A 22,655-nucleotide genomic window follows, 5' to 3' on the forward strand; every position below is an offset into this window, starting at 1 on the left:
CCTCTTGTAGGGTCTTTTTTTTATTTTTTTACAATATTCCGAATACAACTTTTTTAAGGGGATTTGGGGTGCTTAACTTTTAATGAAAAAGAAGATGTTAGAAATCATAGTTTTAGCATAATGGGCTTTTTCTTTTAGTTATCTTGCAATTATATTAGGAATACCAAAAAACGGATTATATATAGTCGTAGGATTTTCAATCTTATTTGTTGGTGGAATTTTGATTGTGCATCTATTTTAAAATAAGAATAAAAATGGAAAAAATTTTGTTTGATTGTATATCTCATACACGTCTAGTTAACATAACGTCTCATTATCAGTAGCAAGAATAAGGAGGAGCCCTAATCTCATAAGTAAATCTCCCTTTTTTGAATTAAGCCGCTTGATTATCAGACATGGTACAATTGTAAACGACACCTAATATATCAAAGACTGTTTTCTTCTCATATCGATGAGATTTTCGCCCGTTTTGCTGTAGGAGGTTGAATAGGCGAAATAGAACCTTTGATAGCTCTTGGGTGTCTTTCTGTATAGCTTGGAAAAGAAGAAGAAAATAATCTTTAATCATATATATGGCCTTATACTCACTCAGTTCTCGTTTCTTTTTCATAAGAAGTAATTGCCGCATTTGAAACATGATAGAAGAACAGAGTAGAATGGCAATCAACTGTCCATACAAATGGCACTCCCATCTTTCTGGTTTTATCTTTTTACACTGATGAATTTGAAAGAATGACTTCCACGTTTTAAATAAAATTTCGATTTGCCAACGTAAAGAATACCAATCATGTACTTGTCCCATCGGGACAATGTCTGTAGGGGTGTTTGTCATATATACATTGATGCCACTGAGTCGTTTACTACGAGGAGAATACTTCATTCCTTTCTTTTTTTCTCTTATAGTTTGATCTTGTAATCGTTTTTGTTGTTGTTCTTTCGTTAGCCGATGAACAATCACACGAGTTGGTACTTTATCAATCATTCCTACATAGGCGTCGGATATTTCACATGTTTGTCCTGGGTGAAGAGAGTTCATTAAGACCTCCATATCTATCTGTATATACTCTGTACCTTTCTTGATTCTTCCATCTTGAAAATAATCAGGGGTGGGATTTTTTTGATAAATACGTGTATTTGATTTAATACGAGAGATATAGTAAGCCTTTTTATCTTGTATATGTTGAAGATCTTTCAAGTGAAAATAACCTAAATCACGGATACATAAATCATTCGCTGTCACAGTTGGGGCACATAGAGAACCATAAGTTCGATCATGTTGTTTACCTGGACCTGTATGAATATGTAGGAACTGTCCACTTAATAGATCATACTCAAGCTGAATCTTCACCCCCGCTGTATGGCTGCATCCTCCTGCACCTGGATAAACAGATGAAAATACATCAGGAAGTTGAAATGCAGTTGAATCTAGGATACGAATACGCTTGAAAATAGAAGCGTATGAAAAAGTGAGCAGCTTAGTTGAAGATAACTTTTGGTTGAGAAGTTCAGCTAGCACTTGTTGTAGAAATTGCACGGCTGTGGCATTAAACCGTTGATTCAGTCCTTCAGGACTGATGAGCACTTCTGTTGATGCTTCTAAACAGCTACATAACTGAGTTAAAGAGGTTTTAGCGACATTTTGACTAATCCATACACATAAAGCGACTAAATCTTTTGCTTGGTACTTACTGGTTCGTTGTACAAAACCAACATCTCTAGCAAGATCTCGTAAGAAATTCGGAGATAAGAAGCTTTGAATTTCTTGAGCAAATAGTTGTAATTCATCAGATACAGAAATAGACATACAAAAACGCCATCCTTTCCTATGATTCTACAGAAAGGATAGCGTATTTTTTCATTTTAGTGGGGATTTTGTTTTGTTAGCTTGATAGCGATGGGGTGCTACCCCTTATAAAACTTTGCAAAGGAACCTCATTTTTCGCTTTACTGATTTCAAAATTTTTTAGTTGATAGACGTGTTGTACACAGACTACTATTTTAGTAATTTGAAAAGAATAATGTCGAAAAATAGCAGAAATTGTCAGGTTTTTATTGCTATACGACCTGTTTTGATGTTAAGTTCGTAATAATAAGCAAAAATGAAAGGGGTTCGTTTCATTCCTAAATTCTAACCTTCGTAATTATTTATTATGATCAAGGATGGGAATGTATTCCTTCGGGTATGTTTTATATTTATCAAACTATAGAAAGGTTTGCGAACGGTCAGATATTAATTTATTTAATATTCAGAAAAAACGGAATCGAAATCAATTACATTCATTCAGCGAAAGAAATTTAATGAAACGAATTGAAAAGGAAAGGGTTATTTATATGCAGAAAAGGAATTATTACATGTTTCAAAAACCTATGAAAGTATTTGTGACGTCTGCTATTGTGACAACTACATTATTTTCACCTATAATGACAAGTGGCTTGACTGCCCATGCTGAAACAGTTGCTGAACAGACTACAAACAAATATGAACAGAGAGAGTTTGATCTTCCAGGTGTAGGTAATTTTGGGAGTGAAGCGGATAGAGAAAGAAGAAGTGCGCAAAAAACATTTATGCCAACAGGAATTTATGTAAAACCGAATGAAGAGGTTACAATTGAAGTATTGGGAACCAAAAATATTAGAGCGATTATTGGAACACATCAATATGATAAAGAATGGGGAAAAGAAATTGATCTTTCTCCTGGTATGAATAAGATTTCTTCTCCAAACGGTGGTTTATTAGGGTTTGATAACCATCAAGATACAGGGACAGTTAAGGTCAAAGTAACACAAGGTGGGAGCCCTGTTCCATTCTTCGAATTAGGAAAGCATACGAAAGCAGATTGGATTGCGATGATGGACAAGTATCCGGATGCACATGCTGTCCAACTTAAATCAGAGAAAGCAGTACTTACTGTTACGCAGGAAAGTGCCAAGAAATATATCGTGGATCAAGATCCTGTTCCTCTATTAAAAAAATATGATGAAATGATTCGAGCACAAGATAAAATATCAGGATTATCTGAAACAGACTCTAATCCGTTACATCGTCCAACTCACCGCATTTGGGCTTTTGTAGAAAATCCTCATAACAACACATCGGGTGGGTACATGTATGCAAGTCTGGATGGAGCCGTATTTCCTACTGATAATGGCGCAATTGTAAGTGCTTTAGATGTAAATAAGTTTGAATGGGGACAACTGCATGAAGCAGGACACGCAAGACAACAATACCCATGGACGTGGAATCATGATTTGAGAGGAATGACTGAAGTTACAGTTAACTTATACTCTTTAGCTGCAGAAAAGAAATTATTTCCGAATCAACCAACACGTTTAGAACGAGAGAGGGTTTACGATAAAGCTTTCGCGTACTTAAAACAAACAGACAAAGACTATAAAAATATTGATGACTTGTTTGTAAAACTTGTGATGATTTGGCAACTTCATTTAGCATATGGTGAAGATTTTTATCCAAATCTTCACAAACTATATCGAGAGTTACCAAAAGATCAACTTCCAAAAACAGATGAAGAGAAACTACAAGCATTTATTTATAATACATCAAAAGTAGCGAAACAAAATGTACTTCCGTTTTTTGATCAATGGGGACTGAAAGCATCGCAAGAAATGCGGCAAAAAATAGAAGCTTTGAACTATCCAATATTAACCGCTCCTATTTGGGAAGCAACTGATTCTAAGCCTATTAAAGCGAATGTGCTCAAATTAGGTGGCCGAGTATGGAAAGATAGTAACCAAAATGGTATTCAAGATCAAAGTGAAAAAGGAATGGAAGGCGTTCGTGTTCAACTGTTAAATAAAGATGGGAATGGATTAAAAGAAGTAAAAACAGATAAAGAAGGCCATTACTTGTTTGATGGATTAATAGAAAACACATATCGTGTACAAGTAAAGAAGCCTGCCGGGTATGTCTTCATGCAAAAGCAAAGTGGACAAGATATGACAGTTGACTCTAATGTAAGTGAGACTGGGGTAACAGATGCTATTACTCTTTTACATGATGATTTAACAATTGATGCGGGAGTAAATAGAAATATATTTAAGGATGTCCCACAAGGACACTGGGCATTTAATGCAATTCATGATTTAGCTAATGAAGGAATTATTGCAGGTTATGGGAATGGAATATTTGGTATGGGTGATAATGTAACACGTGAACAAGTAGCTGCATTAATTTACCGTACTTTGCATATAGAAAAACAAGATAAATATGAAAATCCATACGGAGATATCGATAAAAATTCAACAATGTTTCCTGAGGAAATACTAGCTTTAACTAAGCTAGGGGTTTTCCAAGGAGATGATCAAGGAAACTTTAGACCGAGAGCTACATTAACACGTGCAGAAATGGCTCAAGTTATTACGAAAGCTTTTAGACTAGATGTGAAGGCTCCACATAATTTCAACGATGTTCCAGAGAACTCATGGGCAAAAGATGCGATTAGTGCCGTACAATCGAACCAAATTGCAGCAGGAGTTGGCGAAGGGAAATTTGCTCCGGATATGAAAGTAACACGTGAACAGTATGCACAGTTTTTATATAATGCAATTTTAAATGAGCGATCTCATCAATAAAAGAAAATAAAGTTGAGAGTCCTATTATATCCTTATTATAAGGGAGTAGTACTACCCGTAAAGGCTTAATTGGTGCTACCCCATACACAGCAACTTAAAAATTTTATAACGCCCCCAAAACAAAAAATTGTACATTTTCACCCGGAGATGTTAATTTTCATCTGGAGATGTCAATTTTCTTGTTTTGGGGTATTTGCTTTTCTTAGGTTGATGGGCATGTGGCGGTACCCCATGCCCATCAAGCTAAAAAGAACGAGTTACCCCAAAACAAGAAAAAGCGGGCGAAATGTACACGTTTTTCGTTCTGAGGGTATTATGAGATCTTAAGTTGATGGATGTGTGGCGAGACTATATGAAAGAAAGTTTTGCTCTTTTAACCAAAAACGGTCGTTTATGGTTAGATGAAATACTTACAGCTTTTTATGTGGTGCCCATTTTTTAAGATGTAATAAAAGGTAGAATAGTTGTATCAGGAATTTGCCAAATTCCTTGTATCTGTTGTCCCATATGGAAGAATCTCGTATATTTTTGCAGCAAGTGCCTGAGGAGACTCCCTTGACCCTCTTTTAATCCAATCGGTAACAATATTGAAGATACCGCCTGCTAAAAACAGGATTTGCATTCTGCTCATGTCATGATCGTGTGTAATATCCGCTTGAAAGACCTTTTCCATTGTGTAATTCAAGTAATCAAGCATCATATTAGATATATTTGAATCAATTAACTTTCCTGACGGCTTCTGTGCAGAGACAAATCCCTCTATGATATATTCAATAATTAGCTGCATACTTTCATACGGATCCAAACTATCAACCTCTTTCAAGAATTGTTGAACAATTTCATCCACAGATGCTTGTACGACGTCGTAAACGTTGCGGTAGTATTTGTAGAATGTGACTCTGGCAACTCCAGCCTTTTTACAAATAGCTGTTACGGTTATATCTTGCAATTTATGTTCATGCAACAGTGCGCTCAATGCCTCCATAATGTATGTTTGAGAGTGTATACTGTCTTCTCTTGACTTCCTCAAAGCTAACACATCCCTTCATTCTGTTCGTTTTAAGTGTAAATCATCACATATTGCTTGAAAGATGAAAATTCACTGTTATACTTACACTTGTAAGTACAATTGTTAGTGCGGTGATAATTTCATTGTATAAAAGGACATTATCGCTGTCAATGTGTACCATTTTCTTTGTTTCTTACTGGCAATTTGTCGCCATTTTGCAAGCTATAAATAGGGAGGGATATTCAGATACAATCTATAATAAGTATTTTAAAATCTTATTATATTAATAATATGTAATTTAGGCATTTGTACGTTTCTTGATTACAACGTAAGAAGAATAATTTTTGACAAGAATAGGGTGAGATTTAATTGGCAAAACATCTGTATAAGTTAGGATATTGGGCAGTAAATCATAGGAAGAAGGTTGTATTCAGCGCACTCGCAATTCTTATTGCATTAGTGCTTTTTGCAGTCAACATGGGTTCCTCTTTCAAGGACGAGCTGAGTATTCCGAATACACCAGCAGATAAAGCAGGAAAAATAATTGAAAAAGAGTTTAAAGCGATGCAACCAGCAGGTGCCCAAGTAAAAGTGGCATTTAAAGCACCAAAAAACGAAACCTTGGAGTCAGCGGAAGTACAACAGAAAATTGCAGGAGTTCTTGAAGAGATAAAAAAAGACTCAGCTGTTGATTCTGTGGCAGCACCGATGCAACTGCAGAACCTCAGTGAAGATAAGACAATTGGATATGCAGTTGTTACGTACAAAGTAAAAGCAGAAAAGGTTACAGAAGCTTCTAAAGATAAGCTTTTAGATAGTATTGAAACAACAAGGGATGCCGGCATTCAAACGGAGTTATCAGGAGGCGATGTTACGTTTTCTGACTCAGAGACTTCAGGTATGACTGAAATTGTCGGAGTTCTTGTTGCCTTCGTAGTCCTGGCATTTACCTTTGTGTCTTTTCTAGTAGCTGGACTGCCGATTCTCACTGCGATAATCGGATTAGCAATTGGAATGCTAGGAATCATGATTGGAACCAATTATGTGGAAATCCAATCAGTTTCCTTATCATTAGCTGCCATGCTGGGACTCGCAGTAGGCATAGACTATGCACTCTTCATTATCAATCGTTTTAGACAGCAGCTTGCACAAGGAGATTCTGTTCCAGAATCTGTTGCCATCGCAACGGGAACAGCGGGAAGTGCCGTAATCTTCGCAGGATTAACTGTTATTATAGGTCTTTTGGGATTGTCTGTTACAAAGATTCCATTCCTGACAGCGATGGGCGTATCCGCTGCCTTTACTGTGCTTGCAGCTGTGTTGGTTTCCATCATCATATTACCAGCCATTTTGGGACTTGTCGGCCATAAGATTGCCCCATCTAAACAAAATCGATTCTTGCAAAAGATGACTGGGGCAGGTAAGAAACATGCTGGTTCAAATAAATGGGGAGAATTTGTCATAAGACGTCCTCTGATTGTTACGATTTTCGCAATCGGACTACTTGCAGTGATTTCAATTCCGTTTTTCCATATGAACCTTGGTCTGCCTTCTGATGGAACAACAAAGTCCACAGAAACGACAGAAAGAAGAGCATATGATTTATTGACGGAAGCGTATGGGGAAGGATTTCATGCTTCTTTAATGGTAGTAGCAAAATCAGAAGAAGCAACAGCTGAAACGCAAAATGCTATGAACACCATCGCAAAAGAATTGGGTAACCTACCTGACGTGAAAAGTGTGACACCAGCTATCCCTGGGCCTTCTGGAAAGATTTATATGATTTCTATTACACCAAAAACTGGACCTGACGATACAAAGACAAAGGATTTGGTAAAAGCAATCAGGGACAAATCGAACCAAACCGAGAAAAAAAATGAAATTGAACTAATGGTAACGGGCACAGCAGCGATGAATATTGATATCGTGCAAAAGCTGAGTGACGCCTTGCCAGTTTTTGCTGCCCTTATTGTGGGACTTGCGTATGTACTCTTAGTTCTAGTGTTTAGATCTCTGCTCATTCCATTAAAAGCAGTATTAGGGTTTCTACTTTCTCTTGGCGCTACGTTGGGAGCCGTGGTATTTTTCGTGCAGGATGGACATTTCCAAAATATATTTGGGTTCCCGGCTGCCGGTCCGATCTTAGCCTTCTTGCCTGTCATTCTGATTGGCATCTTGTTCGGACTCGCCATGGACTATGAGGTGTTCCTAGTGAGCAAGATGCGGGAAGTATATACGCATACAGGTGATCCAAAGAGAGCTATTCTAGAAGGAATGCGGGAGAGCGGGAGAGTCGTAGTCGCAGCGGGATTAATTATGATGTCTGTATTTATTGGATTCATGCTGGCACCTGATACCATCATTAAATCCATAGGTATGGCTCTTACATTCGGTGTTTTCTTTGACGCATTCATCGTGAGAATGACAATCGTACCTGCAGTCATGATTCTCATGGGTAAGTCAGCCTGGTACTTGCCAAAATGGCTGGATAAAATTTTGCCTAACATTGATGTTGAAGGAGAAAGCATTATACATCGCGTAGAAAACAAAAGTGAAAAAATATATAAACAGAACAGTTAAAGTTAATTCATAGTTGTATTCATTTAAAAAACCGCCTCTCTATAAAATAGAAGCGGTTTTTTAGAGAAAGTATAGATCCTCCTTCGCTAATTATGTAAATATATATAAGGAACTAAGTTTTTGCACTATCCATAAAGCAAAAAAGACGTTATCCTTTCTGTATAATTATAGGAAAGGATGGCGTTTCTTTATGAATCTTTCGATTCTTGACGAACTTCAAGCGATCGCTGAAGAATTACAACGACATATGTCTCCTCATGTTTTAGAGCACCTAGCCAAAGAAAAAGTGGATTTCTTTTGAGAGTAGGGATTCGCTTTTTTCTTGCTACTGATAATAAATAATTATGTAATTAGCAATGTATATTTTATACATTGCTCCTTGTTCAACGAAAGGGCAGTTTAGTGATAGAAGGGAAATTATGAAAATAGTGGAATTACTCTAATATTGGATATTAGGGGTGAGTTCAGTGGACAATTTATTTTTAATTTAAAACTTTTTATTTTGTCTTAGAAAGGTGTGGATTTTTTTGAATACACAATTAATCATAGTAGAAGGGCTTCCTGGCTTTGGGAAATCCACCACTGCAAACTTGCTTTACGATATTCTAATTGAAAAAAATATTGACGTTGAGTTATTTCTTGAAGGGAATCCAGACCACCCTGCTGATTATGATGGGGTATCTTGTTTTGATAAAAGTGAATTCGAAAGTTTGTTAGTGAATAGTGGTAATTTTAGGGAAGTAATTAGTGATAGAGTCACGAAGCGAGGAAACAATTATTTATTGCCATATAAAAAAATTAAAAATGAATACGGCTCTAATTTTCCTGAAAGTTTATTAAATACCATTTTCAAAAATGATATATATGAATTACCGCTAGAGAGGAATATTGAATTAATAACTGAAAAATGGAGGGATTTTGTTGAAATAGCCAACAACGAAAATAAAACTTATATTTTTGAATGTTGCTTCATACAAAATCCATTAACAATCGGAATGGTTAAATATGGTGAAAAAAAAGAGAAAGTTATAAGTTATATTAATGCATTAGCGAAAATCATAGAGAAATTAAATCCAGTATTGTTTTATATAGAACAAGATGATTTGGAATTCTCATTCAGAAAGGTATTTAATGAAAGAGCAAAAGAATGGTCTGCTGGATTTATTGAGTATTATACAAATCAAGGGTATGCGAAAATGAAAGGCTATCACGGTTTAGACGGAACAATTAAAGTTTTAGAAGCAAGAAGAGATATTGAAAGAGAAATATTTGATATGTTAAATATAAAAAAGACAAAAATTGATAATTCACAGTATGAAGCTATCAAATATAAGTCAATGATAATTGAAAAATTTAAATTACTTGAATTTCTAGATTAATGTAGTGCTTTAATTGAGCAAGAAACTAAAAGCTTTTAACTTCCGCTTTCGATAATTATGTAAATAAGCTGTCCATATGGGCAGCTTATTTTATTTTTTGTTTAGCACGGGGATCTTTCCCGATAGTTTTTTAGCAGAAGCAAGCAGCTCCAACGATGATTAATAAAATAAACAATACAACTAATAAAGCAAATCCTCCAGCGAAGCCACAGCCGCCACAACTACCACCAAAGCCCATAACAGTTCCTCCTTTAGATAGGAGGGGGAAGACAAAGGTTCACTCATGTGCTTTAACGGATTCAATTTACTTTATGCATTTATGAATGGAGCAGGTCCTTTTGTAAATAAAGAAAAGACACCTTATAAGGTGTCTTCCTTCGATTTGAAACATTTTAAGTTTAATAATATACGGTCTCGCCACTTACCTATTAGGCTGGAATTTTATAGTGTTTCTGAACAAAATTTTTTGCTAAATTTGAATCCTTAAGTTGATGGGGATCCTTTTATGTTTTATCATTTTTAAAAAAATCCTTCATTAGCTTAGCGCCTTTAATATTCACCGTTACAGCTTCTACTTTATCTTTCTTCTCATCTTTAGCAATCGTAATTTGTTCCTTATTATCAACCCACACAAGAAACTCTTCTTTTGAGTCATCTTTATATGTAACGGTTATAGTAGAATGCGCAGATTGTTTCTTTTTTTGATCTAGTGTGATTGTTTTCGGTGTTCCTTTTTGGACTGCTGAAGCGATTGATTGTATCATTTCCTCGTTATCTGTTTGAGATTTGGAACTAGTATTACTTGTTGTTCTAAGCATCTCAATGTTGGTAATGTCTGCAGAGTTTAATTGAATGGCATTTTTCGTATTTTCTTGCTTAGTTGTTGGAGTATTATTTGTAGTAGAAGTGCTTGTACAGCCTATTAAAGTGAAAGATAGAGCGGTTAGAGCGCATATAGATATGATTTTTTTCATAGTATCCCTCCTTACGTTTAATTATAACAATTTTCTGTTATTTTAGGTAGTTATTGTAAGGAGATAATTTTGTAAATCATAGGGAGACATGTTTACTAGTTTTAATGATGTTCGTATGAATAATATGAAGCGTATATATGAAAAATATGCGGTTCATTCTCTATCAAAATCAAAATTCACATAATTTTTTTCATATTTTATGTTTAACATTTCGGAAATGGGTGTATTACATATAATATAACAAATAATTCATTTTAGAGGAGGAAGTTAAAGATGGAAACGAAGTATAGTAAACCTTTTGTATATGAATTTATTACGGAGAAAGAGGTCATGAATGCAGCGAATGATTTAGTGAAGAAAGGAATCGACCAAAAAGATATTTACGTATTAACATATGAGAAAGAAAGGACAGATAGAATCGCAGACAATGCAGACGTGAATACAATTGGAATAAAAGAAGAGGGACTTGGGACAAGTATTATTAATGTTTTTCAAAAAACAGGAGATCAGTTAAGAAATAAGATGCAAGAATTAGGACTTAATGAGGAAGAAGCTAACTTTTATGAAGAAAAACTGGATGAAGGGAAAATCTTGTTATTCGTTAAGGATTTAGAAAGAGTCGGTGAATGGTTACAAGAAAGAAGATGCACGTATTCTATTTAAATTCATACTCTTTAAATCTACAAATCTATTACGAAAAGGAGATTGGAAATATGAGTGAGAGCGGGCTAAAAGAACAAATTACTGGTAAAGTTGAAAAGAAAAAGGGGCAAGTAAAAGAAGGAATTGGTGAAGTTACAGAAGATAGAGAGTTGAAAAATGAAGGGAAGTGGGAGAAGACGAAGGGAACTGTAAAAGAAAAAGTCGGAAAAGTGAAACAAAAGATAAGTGATGGATTGGATAACAAAGAATAATACATGTTTATCAAGCTTTGGTTAAACGCCAAAGCTTGATAAATCCATTATAAAAATATATAGGAGGTCTAATTGTGGGACTTATTATTACGTGTATTGTAGGTGGACTTATTGGTATGTTAGCTGGAATGATTACGGGAAAAGACTTTCCTTTAGGTATAGTTGGTAATGTTATTGCTGGATTAATCGGATCTTGGGTAGGTAGTGCCTTATTTGGTCACTGGGGCCCTGAATGGGGAGGTATCTTTATTCTTCCAGCTTTATTAGGTGCAATCGTCTTTATTTTAATCGTTACATTCTTTTCTAGAATGCTAAGGAAAGCGTAAGTATGATAATGAATAATAATCTTAAGTTTATTATATATAGCTATAAAGTTAATAAACTGATAAAAATACATAAAAAAGCATCCAATTAAAATAATTTGGATGCTTTTTTAATGTATTTTACATAGGAATCAGTGAGGATGGCCCCACTGATTGAGATTACATATTAAGCTATCGTTACTTTTTTACAATTATTTATTCTTACGACCTGCCTCGGTTCTATATGAGATAAGTCCTCGCTATTACCTATATCAACTACAATTGTATTCGTTAGTATGTTAATAATGGAACCAATTAATTTTGTAGCATGATCGTGTCGATAAGAAAATTGAACAAAATCTCCCTTTTTAAAGCTGTGCTCTTCCATAGATAGATCCCCCTAAAAATAATGTTTATACATTATACATACACAAATTTATAAGGTTTAAACATTTGGTAGTATTTTTTTTAGTGTTAAGCTGAGAAAGGTGTAGAAAATTTATTTATAATTAAAATGAAAAAATATGTTTAAAACTAATTTTTATGGGTAATTAAATAGTAGTAGTTTGAGATAAGGGGGCGGAAATGATGAATTTGGCAATAAATATTTTGCAAAATGATTTAGGTTATACAGTACAACTTAATGGTGAGATTGATGCGTATACGGCATCAGATTTGAAAAATAAGGTAATGCCTATTGCAAGTGAGAAAGAGGTTTATATAGTAGTAGATTTTAATAAGGTAGATTATATGGATAGTACAGGTTTAGGTGTTTTTATAGCGCTATTAAAAGCAATTAAGAAAAATGATGGAAAACTAGAGTTTATTGGTGTATCTAAAAGACTAAAAAGATTATTCAATATTACAGGACTAACAGAAATATTAAATTTGAATTCCGATTTTGAAAAAGTAGAAAGAAGGTGACTAGGGATGATGGAGAAATTTGAAAAGATAGAAATGAAAATTCCTGCAAAAGCAGAATATGTGGCTATTATTCGTTTAACAATGGCTGGTGTTGCGAATCGAATGGGCTTTGCTTATGACGATATAGAAGATATGAAAATTGCTATTAGTGAAGCATGTACAAACATTGTACAACATGCATATAAAGAAGACGTTGGAGAAATTACAATTGTCTTTGGTCTATATGAAGATCGATTAGAAATTATGGTTGCGGATAATGGAGTTAGCTTTGATTTTAGCACCTTAAAAAGTAAAGTTGGTCCGTATGATATTAATAAACCAGTAGAACATTTGCCGGAAAATGGTTTAGGTTTATATTTAATAAATACGTTAATGGATGATATACAAATTATGCATGATGAGGGCATGACAGTTTTAATGACAAAATATATACAAAGAGAGCAGGTGGAGAATGATGGAAATCCAATCTCAACCTACAAATCTTACTAAAGAAGACGTTATTAAACTAATTGCAGAATTCCAACAAAAACAATGTGATGAAGCGCAGGAAAGATTGGTTAATCATTATAAAAATCTCGTATATTCCATTGCATATCGCTATTCAAAAGGTGGGCCGATGCATGAGGATATTATACAAGTAGGAATGTTAGGGCTCTTAGGCGCAATAAGAAGGTATGATTATTCGATAGGGAATGCTTTTGAGCCGTTTGCAATACCTACGATAGTAGGCGAAATAAAGAAGTATTTACGTGATAAAACTTGGGGTATTCATGTTCCAAGGCGAATTAAAGATTTAGGCGGAAAGATTAAACTTGCGATAGAGGAGCTAACAGATCAACTGCAACGTTCACCGAAGATTATAGAGATTGCGGATCATTTAGGACTATCTGAAGAGGAAGTGCTAGAAATTATGGATGCGAAAAATAATTATCGAGTATCTTCCTTAGATGATGTAGTTGAAAATTCATCTGATGGAAGTTCGGTAGCGAGAATTGAATCTGTAGGTGAAGTAGAGCAAGGATATGAAGAGACAGAAAGACGTCTCGTTTTAAAGGATATTTTTAACGTATTAAATGATACGGAAAAGAGTGTTATTCATTATATATTTGGTGAAAATTTAAATCAAAAGGATACAGGGGAACGGTTAGGTATTTCACAAATGCACGTTTCTCGTATTAAAAGACAAGCGATAAGTAAATTGAAGCAAGCAGCGTTTTTAGATACATAAAAATTTTAAATAATTATGTTTAAAACATGAGAAAAGGGGTAGTTATTAAGTATAGGAGGAGATATAAAAATGTCACACGATGTGAAAGAACTAATCGAAGGATTGAATGAAGATTTAGCAGGAGAATACTCGGCAATTATTATGTATAACCATAATGCAGCTACAGTTTCTGGTATATATAGACAAGTGTTAAAACCTTTCTTTGAATCTGAAATTAGTGATGAACAAGGACATGCCCTATATTTAGCGGAGAAAATTAAGACGCTAGGTGGTACACCTACTACGATCCCTTTACCAGTGAAACAAGTAGAAGATGTTAGAGAAATGTTAGAATACGCTAGACAATCAGAATATGAAACAATTAAGCGTTATGAAACGAGAAAAGAACAGGCAGCGAAATTAAATATGACAGAGTTAGTTGTAAAGCTAGAAGATATGATCGCAGATGAAACAAATCATATGGAAGAATTAGATCGTCTTTTAAGTGACAAAGCAATGGTGTTAAATTAATAGTGGAAATTTATAGAGTGAAAGAACAAACTCTCATTTCTAGGGGGTTTGTTCTTTTGCTGTATAAATATGTTTGAGTAGGAAATTTTCATTTTATAACTGAGTATGCAATACTAGAAAAATAGAAAATGATAATAGATTTACATTTTAAATAAGAAAAGGGGAAATAACTTGTGTCCATTTTAATTGTCGATGATAATCCGGTTAACATCTTTGTAATTGAAAAAATTTTAAAACAAGCCGGATATCAGGATCTTGTATCGCTTAATTCTGCACAAGAGCTTTTCGAATACATCCATTTTGGAAAAGATTCTTCCAGGCATAATGAAATTGACTTAATACTATTAGATATTATGATGCCTGAAATTGATGGACTTGAAGTTTGTAGGCGATTACAAAATAAGAAGAAGTTTAAAGATATTCCTATTATTTTTGTAACAGCTTTAGAAGATGCGAATAAATTAGCTGAAGCGCTTGACATAGGCGCAATGGATTATATTACGAAACCGATAAATAAAGTTGAATTGTTAGCGCGTATGCGTGTAGCATTACGCTTGAAATCAGAATTAAATTGGCATAAAGAACAAGAAGAAAACCTCCGTAATGAATTAGATTTAGCTACACAAGTACAAAGAAATTTATTAAGTAGCCCATTAAGAGAAGATCATATAAAAATTGAAGCAAGTTACTTACCTTCATTCAAACTAGCTGGAGATATGTATTATTGGTATAAAATCGATGAAAACCGCTACGGTATTATATTATTAGATGTGATGGGACATGGTGTATCTGCTTCATTAGTTTGTATGTTTATTTCGTCTGTATTACGTGAAACGATTAAATGTTTAATCGATCCAGAACTCGTCATTAAAGACTTAAATAAATATATGACTCTTTTACATAATGAGAATGACAATATTCCATATTATTTTACAGCAATATACTTAGTAGTTAATACAGAAAATAGAACAATTGAATATGTAAATGCAGGACATCCTTCGGGATACGTTTTAGTTGATGAAGAGAATATAATTGAACTAGATCGTGGGAGTTGTGCGGTAGGATTTTTTGATGAAATAAAAGTCGAGAAGACAGTCATACCTTTTGAGAAAAACGCTCAAATATTATTGTTTACAGATGGTGTTCTTGAATCAATTGCAAATGATGAATTTGAGTCTGAAGAGAAGTTGCGTACTTTTACAGAAAGAAAATGGGGAGATTTAGAAGAAGAGATAGAAGGATTTTATAAGGAAGAACAGAAGAAAACACAATCAGATGATATGTGTCTAATTATGATACAAACGAATGCGAAATAAAAAGCGTATGAAATCCAAACATAGGATTTCATACGCTTTTTATTGTATTTTTTGATAGATTTGTTCGTTAGGATTAAATTGGATATAATGCGGCATTATATCTGAAAAACGAAGAGTTTCTTTATTTCCTAAACATAGGAATCCATTGTGGCCTAAACTTTCATAAAATAGTTGCTGTACTTGGTTTTGAAGTTTACTCGTAAAGTAAATTAAAACGTTACGGCAAAGTATAATATGAAATTCGTTAAAAGATTGATCGGTTACTAAATTATGCTGTGCAAAAATAATGTTTTGTAAAAGGGATGGATTAAAATAAGCAAAACGATTATCTGTTGAATAATAGTTAGAAAATGCTTGTGTACCTCCAGCTTGTAAATAGTTTTTCGTATAAGTTTGCATTTTATTTAACGGAAGGATGCCTTGTTTTGCTTTTTCTAATACATTTGTATTCATATCTGTTGCGTAAATAACAGCTTTTTCACTTAATCCTTCTTCGTGAAGTAAGATGGACATTGATAACACTTCTTCACCAGTTGCGCATCCAGCATGCCAAATTCTAATTTCAGGATACTTTTTTAATTCAGGAATAACATGCTCTCTTAACGCTTTAAAAAAAGTAGGGTTACGGAACATTTCAGTTACATTAATGGAGAAATCATTTAATAACTGTTCTAAAAACCCTTCCTCATGAATTACTTTTTCAATTAATTTTGAAATGGTAGGGATATTAGAGAGCTGCATTCTATTACAAATTCTTCTATAAATAGATGTGCGAGCATATTGGCGAAAATCAAATCCTGACAGTTTAAATACCGCTTCCAATAGTAATTCAATTTCTAAGTTCGTACGCTTATCCATATCTACGGATGGATCAAAATTATAATACTTATTTTCCACTTAAACTAAACCTCACTTATTTTATTAACCATACACTCATTACCGAATAGAGTTGATGTAAATTTAATGGTTTACTTATATAATCTGAAGCGCCAGCAGATAAACATTTTTCTTTATCATTTGGCATTGCTTTAGCAGTTAATGCGATAATAGGTATTTCATGTAACCCTAAATTCATTCGGATATGTTCCATCGTTTCATAACCGTCCATATTTGGCATCATAATATCCATTAAGATAAGGTCAATATTTGTATTGCTTTTTAGTATTTCTAAACACTCTATGCCGTTTTGTGCAGTAATAATGTTGGCATGTTGTTTTTCTAATGCATTTTGTAATGCAAATATATTTCGATGATCATCATCGACAATTAAAATAGTTTTCTCTTGGAAGACGTTATTTGTTTCTGGAGTAACTATAGTTTCCTCAATAACTTCAGCAGGAATAACATCTTCTATCGTTGCTGCGACTTCTAAATTGGATAACTGTATATCATTTAACCCATTTGGAAGGTTAGGAATATATACTGTGAAAGTACTGCCTTCTCCTAAATTACTCTCTAACGTAATCCAACCGCCTAATAATCTAGCAAACTCTTTACAGATAGATAATCCTAAGCCTGTACCACCATATTTCCGAATCGTTGCGCCATCTGCCTGTTGAAAGGCTTCGAAAATGAGTTGATGCTGTTCTGTAGCGATACCAATACCAGTATCTTTTACTGAAATTGTCATCCAATCTTTACTTATAGACTGCATATCATGACTCAAATTGGTTGTTTCTATCGAATCGAAATGTAAAGAGACGGATCCTTTTTCCGTGAATTTAAATGCATTGGATAATAAGTTTTTAATAATTTGTTCAATCCGTTTTGCATCTGTATAAAATAAATCAGGAATAATATCACTGTCTGCAATAGTAAGTTCGACATTTTTTTGTGCAGCAATATGTAAAAAGTTTTGCTGCATATTTGCTGCCATGTCACTTATGTTCGTTGCTTCAAAAATGACGTCTAGTTTTCCGGCTTCTACTTTAGATAAATCTAGTATGTCATTAATTAGAGTAAGTAAATCTTTTCCTGATGAATGAATGACGGTTGCTAATTCAATTTCATCATCGGATAAATGGTTATCATGATTTTCTCTTAACATTTCAGATAATAGTAAAATACTATTTAACGGTGTTCGTAATTCATGGGACATATTTGCTAGGAATTCTGATTTGTATTTTGAACTACGTAATATTTCGCTTGCTTTTTCTTCTAATTCTGATTTAGTAATTTCTAAATCAGTTGTCTTTTGTTCAGCCTCTTCAGTTCTAGACTCTAGTTGTTCATTAGTTGTTCGTAATTCTTCGGCTTGCATTTGTAGTTCTTCAGCTTGCGTTTGCAATTCTTCTGATTGAACTTGTAACTCCTCCATCATTGCTTGTGATTCATGTAAAAGCGTTTGAATTCGCATACGTCCCATAATACTATGGATTGTTAGACCTAGGTTATCAACGGTTTGTTGAATTAAATCTTGATGTAAGTCTGAAATCTCAGTTACACTTACTAACTCCATTACTGCGATCACTTCATCTTCAAATAAGATAGGGATGACTAGTAGGTTTTGAGGGCGTATTTCTAATAAACCGCTAGTGACATAACGAAATTCTTCTGGTATTTCTCGAAGAATAAAGCTTTGTTTTTCTAAAGCACATTGCCCAATTAAACCTTCACCCATTTTAATGGATTGTTTTCCAATATCAGAACCTTGATCGGCGAAAGAAGCTTTCTTCACATAGTAGACAGTTTCTTCAACTTCTTCACGTACATAGAATGCACCGCAAGAGGTTTGCGTTTTTTGTATAATTCCACTAAGAATTTTTTTACCTAACATCTCAATAGAAGGTACACCTTGATACATTAAAATTAATTCTGCAAGCTCGGTTTGTAACCACTCTCTTTTAGATATTTCGTCTAGTAGGTGGTTCGTTGTATGAGCAAGCTCTTTTATTTCATCCCGCGTGTTTACATGAATTCTTTCAGTAATTTTTTCTTTAGAAGAAATGGATTTAATAGCTTGAATTACGTTTTTAATCGTTTTCGTAATGGAATTCGAAATATAGAGTGAAATGATAATAGAAATACAAGAAAGTAAGAACAATAAACTGTATAACCAAATCTCTAATTTATTATTTTCAGTATCTAATTGTGCAGCTCTTTTTTTCGTTAGTTGCTCCTCTATACTACGGAAGTTAGTTAGCTGCGATTGTAATGACTGAATTTGAGTCGTGTCGATTGCTTGTATGTTATTACTATTATGATTTGTAATTAATGGATGAATCTCTTTATTAATCCAACTATTAATATTTTCGTTAATCTGTTTTAATTTTTCTTGCTGAGAGGGGTTATCCTCTAATAGAGCCAAAAGATCTTGATAATGTTTTTCGTAATCCTTTTCCGCAGTGTTAAGGGATTGCACGTAATTTGCGTTATTAGAATTAATAAATCCTTTCGCTTTATTTTCAATTGTTAGCAATTCTTTCTCCACTTGATTCGTTAAATTAAGAACTTTAAAATCGTGATCAATAATAAAATTACGAGATTTTTGTAAATTGGAAATCTCATTGTTTAACATAATGAAAGAAATAAGTAAGAAAAAAATCATAACTAAATAACCAGCCATAATTTTGTAGCGAATACTAAATTTTGCTTTCGATTTCATTAAAAATTCCTACCTTCAAGATTATTAAAAGTTTTCTATTGTAAAGAATGAAAAACGTAATATATATTATATCAGTTTTCATAAGGCCAAACTAGAAATCCCCCTATTGTATTAGGGGGTCTCGTTTTGAATAGAGGAAATCATTTTGAAATATAAAAACATATATGAAAAGTAACGATCGAGGGAATAGGGGGATAATAAAACTTTTAAGAAGGAAAGAGTGTGCTTAAAGCTTTTTTTGCATCTATTCCTTCAAAGATAAATAATACAAGCTCTCTCTTTTTTACAGTAAGGAAAAAGGATATTAATGTGCTTAAGCTTTTAATAGAAGTAAGTGTTCCGTGTTTACTTATAAATAGATTAGTTTGAAATGTTGTCATTAAAGCATAAAAATGATGAATCTGCGTTATTGTAGGTGTTTCATTATAAAGAATAGTAGTAGATTGGATTGCATTCATCGAAATATTCCTTTCTGTATAGTAAGCATAACAATATAAACATACCCGTTTTAAAAAATGTTAAACATATAAATAAGAAAAAATATAATTATAGTTTTTTAGGTTTAGAAAGGGTTACGAAGGGTATACATATACTACAAAGAGATTGACTGAAGATGAATTGTAAGATTTCTATGTTTAGTAGATTAGTCTATCAAAATATAATTTTACTTTAAATAAAAAGGAGTCTGGTATACATGAATGAAATGATGGTTGATATTACATTTGATTTAATTTACTTGTTAAGTAGTTCGCTTGTAATGCTTTTACTATTCGCTTTTTTCGTAAATGGTTATGTTAATAAGAAGGTTAGTGTATACAGAAATGAAGAAAGATAAAGATACATTATATAAAACTTTAGGAGGTTAATAGTTATGGATGTAGATAGAAAAATAGTAGGTATTTTTAGAACAATTGATGATGCGGCATTCGTTATTAATGAATTAAAAGATAAAGGATACTCGGCGGGTAACATTTCAGCTATTGCGAAGGATCAAAAGGAAATTGAACATCTGGAAGAAAAATCGGGTGAAAAAGTGAATAGTGAAACGGCACATAAAGCGGATATCTTTTCAGCGACAGGGTTTGTGGCAGGAGGAGTAGCAGGCGGACTCGGTGGTTTATTAACAGGTCTTGGTATACTTGCTGTTTCTGGAATGGGTCCAATCGTAGCAGCGGGACCTATCGCAGCAGCTATTGAAGGAGCCGGTATTGGCGGAGGAGCTGGAAGTTTAATAGGAGCATTTATCGGATTAGGAATTCCCGAAGAACATGCTAAGAAATATGAAGAATACATTTACGATGGAAATATATTAATTTTAGTAGATGCAAAATTAGATGATAAGTTAGAAATCTATAAAATATTTGATAAGCATAATGCTTATAACTCCGATTTCTTTAAATAATATTTACTTCACATATCAATTATGCAAAATGTAAACATAGTGAATATCGTTTTTGATCTTACAACTTTGGCGCGGCCGAGGAGTCGTATGACTATAAGAGAGGAAGGGCTTATAGTAAAAGATCAAGTTCTATTCTGTTACCCCGCTATTTGTGGGCAGTAAGACCCCCACCTCAAAATTTAGTGAAAGCAAAGAAGTTAAGTGGGGGTCGGGCTGCCCGTAAAAGCCCGATTGGTTCAACTAATAATCAGTGGGGGATGAACAAAACCCCCACTGATTAAAGTTTCACTTTATTGAAAAGGAAAGAGGTGTCTTTTCGTGATTGTAAAAATAGTAAAGGATAGTAGTAATAGTTTCCTTTGTACGGTTCAAAATAAAAATGGAGAGAAGTATGTGAAGAAATGGTTTAGTAAACATGAAAACAATGAAGAATTAGGACGACCAACCTTTAAAGAAGTAGAAAAGGACTGGAAAGAAAATAGAAAATCGTTTATATATCCTAATGTTAAAGCGCCTTATTAAAAATAATACGCGTTTCATCCTTACAAAATTGTCACATTCATGTAAGGTAATTCAATAGATTAGATACTTTTTCCATGTCATAATAAAGACATAAGAAAGCTAATCAAAAAACTATAAGTTATTAGGAGCGTGTCAGTCATGATTGTAACAACAACGTCTGGAATCCAAGGTAAAGAAATTATTGAGTATATTGATATTGTAAATGGTGAAGCTATTATGGGTGCAAATATTGTTCGTGATTTATTTGCTTCCGTTCGTGATGTTGTCGGTGGCCGTGCTGGTTCTTATGAAAGCAAGCTAAAAGAAGCTCGTGATATCGCGATGGATGAAATGAAAGAACTTGCAAAACAAAAAGGTGCGAACGCTATCGTTGGTATTGACGTAGATTACGAAGTTGTTCGTGATGGAATGTTAATGGTTGCTGTAAGTGGTACAGCTGTACGTATATAAGTAAGTAAAAATACAGGCTCACCCCTTGAAGCTTATGCTTTAAGGGGATTTTTTTGTTTCGTGATTAAAGTTAAAATGAAGAAGAGTTGATGGCGTATTATAAGTACAAAAAATAAGATGATGGCGAATGTACTGGCTCGCTAAAATGATATAACCGCTTAAAGGATAAGCTGAAAAAACTATACTGTACATATGTTTAAAATAAGCAAAACGTTATTGTAAAAAATGCTAGGATTGCTCCTAGCATTTCGTGAGGGGGTATTGCACGGGAATTTAGATAATAAGCAGACGTACCCACTTATTTCAAATGTAGTATATATTGTTTTCAAGGAGAAAAGTAAGAAATACAACAATCTTTATATATGTTTAACGAGAGTGTTAACTTTATGATAAATAATAAAATTGTTATTTGGGGTAAGGAGAGAATGAGTGATATGGATAACTTTAAAGGTGGTTAAGAGGAATTTACAATGAAAACAAAAAAGCGGATATACAAAAGAGGGAGGAGAGGAAAATCAATAAAAAAGGTGTATAGGATGTGAAAGGCAAGGTGATAGCATTGATGCAAAAATAAAGGACAGTACATATTGTATATGACTACTATGTACTGTCCTGATTATTCTTTTTGGATTATGAAAAATTATCTCCTGTCTTACTATAAATTTCATAGGCGAAATAACCAAATAAATAGCCTATTCCGGCCCCTAAACTAACTGAAAGCAGGGAGAAGTCCGGGAAAAACATACCGAAAATCAAACCGATCATACAGCCAACAAGCATTCCCATAGGTATGAAACTATCTAATAACAGTTGAGCTTTTTGAGATTTTTTCTTACCTAATTTTCCGTTCTTATATTTATGTTCCAATCTTTTAATTACAAATACTACAATTCCACCAACTATTACAACAGGCGCGATTGCCGAAATGAACCACATGTTAGAAGCTCCTTT

General features: G+C 33.7%; 24 protein-coding genes. 15 read left to right on the forward strand and 9 right to left on the reverse strand.

What is annotated here, in order from left to right:
- Positions 1 to 373 precede the first annotated feature (373 nt).
- Positions 374 to 1,804: an IS4 family transposase gene (locus MKX37_RS05040; RefSeq protein ID WP_078422049.1), complete on the reverse strand. Its 1,431-nt coding sequence runs from the start codon at positions 1,802 to 1,804 to the stop codon at positions 374 to 376.
- 494 nt (positions 1,805 to 2,298) lie between these two features.
- Between MKX37_RS05040 and MKX37_RS05045 the strand changes: the two genes are divergently transcribed.
- Positions 2,299 to 4,590, forward strand: a complete 2,292-nt coding sequence (locus tag MKX37_RS05045; protein WP_254865750.1) for a M60 family metallopeptidase — start codon at positions 2,299 to 2,301, stop codon at positions 4,588 to 4,590.
- Positions 4,591 to 5,059: 469 nt separating this feature from the next.
- On the opposite strand, the gene MKX37_RS05050 is transcribed toward MKX37_RS05045, so the two are convergent.
- Entirely contained in the window at positions 5,060 to 5,575 is a 516-nt protein-coding gene (locus MKX37_RS05050; RefSeq protein ID WP_048516921.1) for a TetR/AcrR family transcriptional regulator, read from the reverse strand.
- A 393-nt stretch (positions 5,576 to 5,968) separates the two neighbouring features.
- On the opposite strand from MKX37_RS05050, the gene MKX37_RS05055 reads away from it, so the two are divergent.
- Complete coding sequence (locus MKX37_RS05055) at positions 5,969 to 8,179, forward strand: MMPL family transporter (protein ID WP_176126842.1); 2,211 nt, start codon at positions 5,969 to 5,971, stop codon at positions 8,177 to 8,179.
- Between the two features lie 527 nt (positions 8,180 to 8,706).
- Positions 8,707 to 9,558: a hypothetical protein gene (locus tag MKX37_RS05060; protein ID WP_016126663.1), complete on the forward strand. Its 852-nt coding sequence runs from the start codon at positions 8,707 to 8,709 to the stop codon at positions 9,556 to 9,558.
- Between the two features lie 130 nt (positions 9,559 to 9,688).
- Here the strand turns inward: MKX37_RS05060 and MKX37_RS05065 are convergent, their stop codons facing one another.
- Together MKX37_RS05065 and MKX37_RS05070 are read right to left on the reverse strand one after the other, a co-directional pair.
- Positions 9,689 to 9,796: a YjcZ family sporulation protein gene (locus tag MKX37_RS05065; RefSeq protein WP_000505670.1), complete on the reverse strand. Its 108-nt coding sequence runs from the start codon at positions 9,794 to 9,796 to the stop codon at positions 9,689 to 9,691.
- Positions 9,797 to 10,061: 265 nt separating this feature from the next.
- Positions 10,062 to 10,532 (reverse strand): hypothetical protein, encoded by a 471-nt coding sequence (locus tag MKX37_RS05070; RefSeq protein ID WP_078206501.1) that lies wholly within the window; start codon positions 10,530 to 10,532, stop codon positions 10,062 to 10,064.
- Between the two features lie 273 nt (positions 10,533 to 10,805).
- On the opposite strand from MKX37_RS05070, the gene MKX37_RS05075 reads away from it, so the two are divergent.
- The 3 genes from MKX37_RS05075 to MKX37_RS05085 all read left to right on the forward strand — a co-directional run bounded on the left by MKX37_RS05075 (position 10,806) and on the right by MKX37_RS05085 (position 11,772).
- Complete coding sequence (locus MKX37_RS05075) at positions 10,806 to 11,195, forward strand: general stress protein (RefSeq protein WP_078422051.1); 390 nt, start codon at positions 10,806 to 10,808, stop codon at positions 11,193 to 11,195.
- A gap of 50 nt (positions 11,196 to 11,245) precedes the next feature.
- A complete protein-coding gene (locus MKX37_RS05080) occupies positions 11,246 to 11,446 on the forward strand; it encodes a CsbD family protein (protein ID WP_000004264.1) in 201 nt (66 codons plus the stop codon).
- Between the two features lie 74 nt (positions 11,447 to 11,520).
- Positions 11,521 to 11,772 (forward strand): GlsB/YeaQ/YmgE family stress response membrane protein, encoded by a 252-nt coding sequence (locus tag MKX37_RS05085; protein ID WP_000522906.1) that lies wholly within the window; start codon positions 11,521 to 11,523, stop codon positions 11,770 to 11,772.
- Between the two features lie 163 nt (positions 11,773 to 11,935).
- On the opposite strand, the gene MKX37_RS05090 is transcribed toward MKX37_RS05085, so the two are convergent.
- On the reverse strand, positions 11,936 to 12,136 hold the full coding sequence (locus MKX37_RS05090) for a methyltransferase (RefSeq protein WP_002140674.1): 201 nt from the start codon (positions 12,134 to 12,136) through the stop codon (positions 11,936 to 11,938).
- A 197-nt stretch (positions 12,137 to 12,333) separates the two neighbouring features.
- Here MKX37_RS05090 and rsbV point away from each other — a divergent pair, with 197 nt between their 5' ends.
- From rsbV to MKX37_RS05115, 5 genes are all read left to right on the forward strand, one after another.
- Positions 12,334 to 12,672 (forward strand): anti sigma b factor antagonist RsbV, encoded by a 339-nt coding sequence (gene rsbV, locus MKX37_RS05095; protein ID WP_078422052.1) that lies wholly within the window; start codon positions 12,334 to 12,336, stop codon positions 12,670 to 12,672.
- A gap of 6 nt (positions 12,673 to 12,678) precedes the next feature.
- Positions 12,679 to 13,161, forward strand: coding sequence for an anti-sigma B factor RsbW (gene rsbW / locus MKX37_RS05100; protein WP_000970215.1), 483 nt, complete (start codon positions 12,679 to 12,681; stop codon positions 13,159 to 13,161).
- Entirely contained in the window at positions 13,124 to 13,900 is a 777-nt protein-coding gene (gene sigB / locus MKX37_RS05105) for an RNA polymerase sigma factor SigB (RefSeq protein WP_078422053.1), read from the forward strand. Before rsbW ends, sigB begins: the two co-directional genes overlap by 38 nt.
- A gap of 69 nt (positions 13,901 to 13,969) precedes the next feature.
- Positions 13,970 to 14,410, forward strand: coding sequence for a ferritin-like domain-containing protein (locus tag MKX37_RS05110; protein ID WP_000017757.1), 441 nt, complete (start codon positions 13,970 to 13,972; stop codon positions 14,408 to 14,410).
- A 173-nt stretch (positions 14,411 to 14,583) separates the two neighbouring features.
- Positions 14,584 to 15,726 carry a fused response regulator/phosphatase gene (locus MKX37_RS05115; RefSeq protein ID WP_078422054.1) on the forward strand — a complete coding sequence of 381 codons (1,143 nt, stop codon included), beginning with the start codon at positions 14,584 to 14,586 and terminating at the stop codon, positions 15,724 to 15,726.
- A gap of 39 nt (positions 15,727 to 15,765) precedes the next feature.
- Here MKX37_RS05115 and MKX37_RS05120 read toward each other — a convergent pair whose 3' ends face one another.
- From MKX37_RS05120 to MKX37_RS05130, 3 genes are all read right to left on the reverse strand, one after another.
- The gene (locus MKX37_RS05120; protein ID WP_002168988.1) at positions 15,766 to 16,623 is read right to left on the reverse strand and encodes a CheR family methyltransferase; all 858 of its coding nucleotides are present in this window, start codon (positions 16,621 to 16,623) and stop codon (positions 15,766 to 15,768) included.
- A 16-nt stretch (positions 16,624 to 16,639) separates the two neighbouring features.
- Positions 16,640 to 19,330 (reverse strand): response regulator, encoded by a 2,691-nt coding sequence (locus MKX37_RS05125; protein WP_078422055.1) that lies wholly within the window; start codon positions 19,328 to 19,330, stop codon positions 16,640 to 16,642.
- Positions 19,331 to 19,536: 206 nt separating this feature from the next.
- The gene (locus MKX37_RS05130; RefSeq protein WP_002011075.1) at positions 19,537 to 19,788 is read right to left on the reverse strand and encodes a hypothetical protein; all 252 of its coding nucleotides are present in this window, start codon (positions 19,786 to 19,788) and stop codon (positions 19,537 to 19,539) included.
- A gap of 236 nt (positions 19,789 to 20,024) precedes the next feature.
- Between MKX37_RS05130 and MKX37_RS05135 the strand changes: the two genes are divergently transcribed.
- From MKX37_RS05135 to MKX37_RS05150, 4 genes are all read left to right on the forward strand, one after another.
- Positions 20,025 to 20,165 (forward strand): hypothetical protein, encoded by a 141-nt coding sequence (locus MKX37_RS05135; RefSeq protein WP_002186518.1) that lies wholly within the window; start codon positions 20,025 to 20,027, stop codon positions 20,163 to 20,165.
- Between the two features lie 36 nt (positions 20,166 to 20,201).
- A complete protein-coding gene (locus tag MKX37_RS05140) occupies positions 20,202 to 20,732 on the forward strand; it encodes a general stress protein (RefSeq protein WP_078422056.1) in 531 nt (176 codons plus the stop codon).
- A gap of 318 nt (positions 20,733 to 21,050) precedes the next feature.
- Complete coding sequence (locus MKX37_RS05145; RefSeq protein WP_050001266.1) at positions 21,051 to 21,254, forward strand: DUF4028 family protein; 204 nt, start codon at positions 21,051 to 21,053, stop codon at positions 21,252 to 21,254.
- Between the two features lie 138 nt (positions 21,255 to 21,392).
- Entirely contained in the window at positions 21,393 to 21,704 is a 312-nt protein-coding gene (locus tag MKX37_RS05150) for a YbjQ family protein (RefSeq protein ID WP_000637510.1), read from the forward strand.
- Between the two features lie 630 nt (positions 21,705 to 22,334).
- On the opposite strand, the gene MKX37_RS05155 is transcribed toward MKX37_RS05150, so the two are convergent.
- A complete protein-coding gene (locus tag MKX37_RS05155; RefSeq protein WP_002186510.1) occupies positions 22,335 to 22,640 on the reverse strand; it encodes a hypothetical protein in 306 nt (101 codons plus the stop codon).
- Between the last annotated feature and the right edge of the window lie 15 nt (positions 22,641 to 22,655).

Source organism: Bacillus sp. FSL R5-0709, assembly GCF_038004785.1.
Classification (GTDB): domain Bacteria; phylum Bacillota; class Bacilli; order Bacillales; family Bacillaceae_G; genus Bacillus_A; species Bacillus_A mycoides.

What these genes read in the sequence shown, in the direction of transcription:
- MKX37_RS05125 (WP_078422055.1), bottom strand. Translation starts at nt 19,330, where the DNA reads ATGAAATCGAAAGCAAAATTTAGTATTCGCTACAAAATTATGGCTGGT.
- sigB (WP_078422053.1), top strand. Translation starts at nt 13,124, where the DNA reads ATGATGGAAATCCAATCTCAACCTACAAATCTTACTAAAGAAGACGTT.
- MKX37_RS05135 (WP_002186518.1), top strand. Translation starts at nt 20,025, where the DNA reads ATGAATGAAATGATGGTTGATATTACATTTGATTTAATTTACTTGTTA.
- MKX37_RS05050 (WP_048516921.1), bottom strand. Translation starts at nt 5,575, where the DNA reads ATGGAGGCATTGAGCGCACTGTTGCATGAACATAAATTGCAAGATATA.
- MKX37_RS05150 (WP_000637510.1), top strand. Translation starts at nt 21,393, where the DNA reads ATGATTGTAACAACAACGTCTGGAATCCAAGGTAAAGAAATTATTGAG.
- MKX37_RS05155 (WP_002186510.1), bottom strand. Translation starts at nt 22,640, where the DNA reads ATGTGGTTCATTTCGGCAATCGCGCCTGTTGTAATAGTTGGTGGAATT.
- MKX37_RS05090 (WP_002140674.1), bottom strand. Translation starts at nt 12,136, where the DNA reads ATGGAAGAGCACAGCTTTAAAAAGGGAGATTTTGTTCAATTTTCTTAT.
- MKX37_RS05110 (WP_000017757.1), top strand. Translation starts at nt 13,970, where the DNA reads ATGTCACACGATGTGAAAGAACTAATCGAAGGATTGAATGAAGATTTA.
- rsbW (WP_000970215.1), top strand. Translation starts at nt 12,679, where the DNA reads ATGATGGAGAAATTTGAAAAGATAGAAATGAAAATTCCTGCAAAAGCA.
- MKX37_RS05070 (WP_078206501.1), bottom strand. Translation starts at nt 10,532, where the DNA reads ATGAAAAAAATCATATCTATATGCGCTCTAACCGCTCTATCTTTCACT.
- MKX37_RS05075 (WP_078422051.1), top strand. Translation starts at nt 10,806, where the DNA reads ATGGAAACGAAGTATAGTAAACCTTTTGTATATGAATTTATTACGGAG.
- MKX37_RS05140 (WP_078422056.1), top strand. Translation starts at nt 20,202, where the DNA reads ATGGATGTAGATAGAAAAATAGTAGGTATTTTTAGAACAATTGATGAT.
- MKX37_RS05040 (WP_078422049.1), bottom strand. Translation starts at nt 1,804, where the DNA reads ATGTCTATTTCTGTATCTGATGAATTACAACTATTTGCTCAAGAAATT.
- MKX37_RS05045 (WP_254865750.1), top strand. Translation starts at nt 2,299, where the DNA reads ATGAAACGAATTGAAAAGGAAAGGGTTATTTATATGCAGAAAAGGAAT.
- rsbV (WP_078422052.1), top strand. Translation starts at nt 12,334, where the DNA reads ATGATGAATTTGGCAATAAATATTTTGCAAAATGATTTAGGTTATACA.
- MKX37_RS05130 (WP_002011075.1), bottom strand. Translation starts at nt 19,788, where the DNA reads ATGAATGCAATCCAATCTACTACTATTCTTTATAATGAAACACCTACA.
- MKX37_RS05065 (WP_000505670.1), bottom strand. Translation starts at nt 9,796, where the DNA reads ATGGGCTTTGGTGGTAGTTGTGGCGGCTGTGGCTTCGCTGGAGGATTT.
- MKX37_RS05080 (WP_000004264.1), top strand. Translation starts at nt 11,246, where the DNA reads ATGAGTGAGAGCGGGCTAAAAGAACAAATTACTGGTAAAGTTGAAAAG.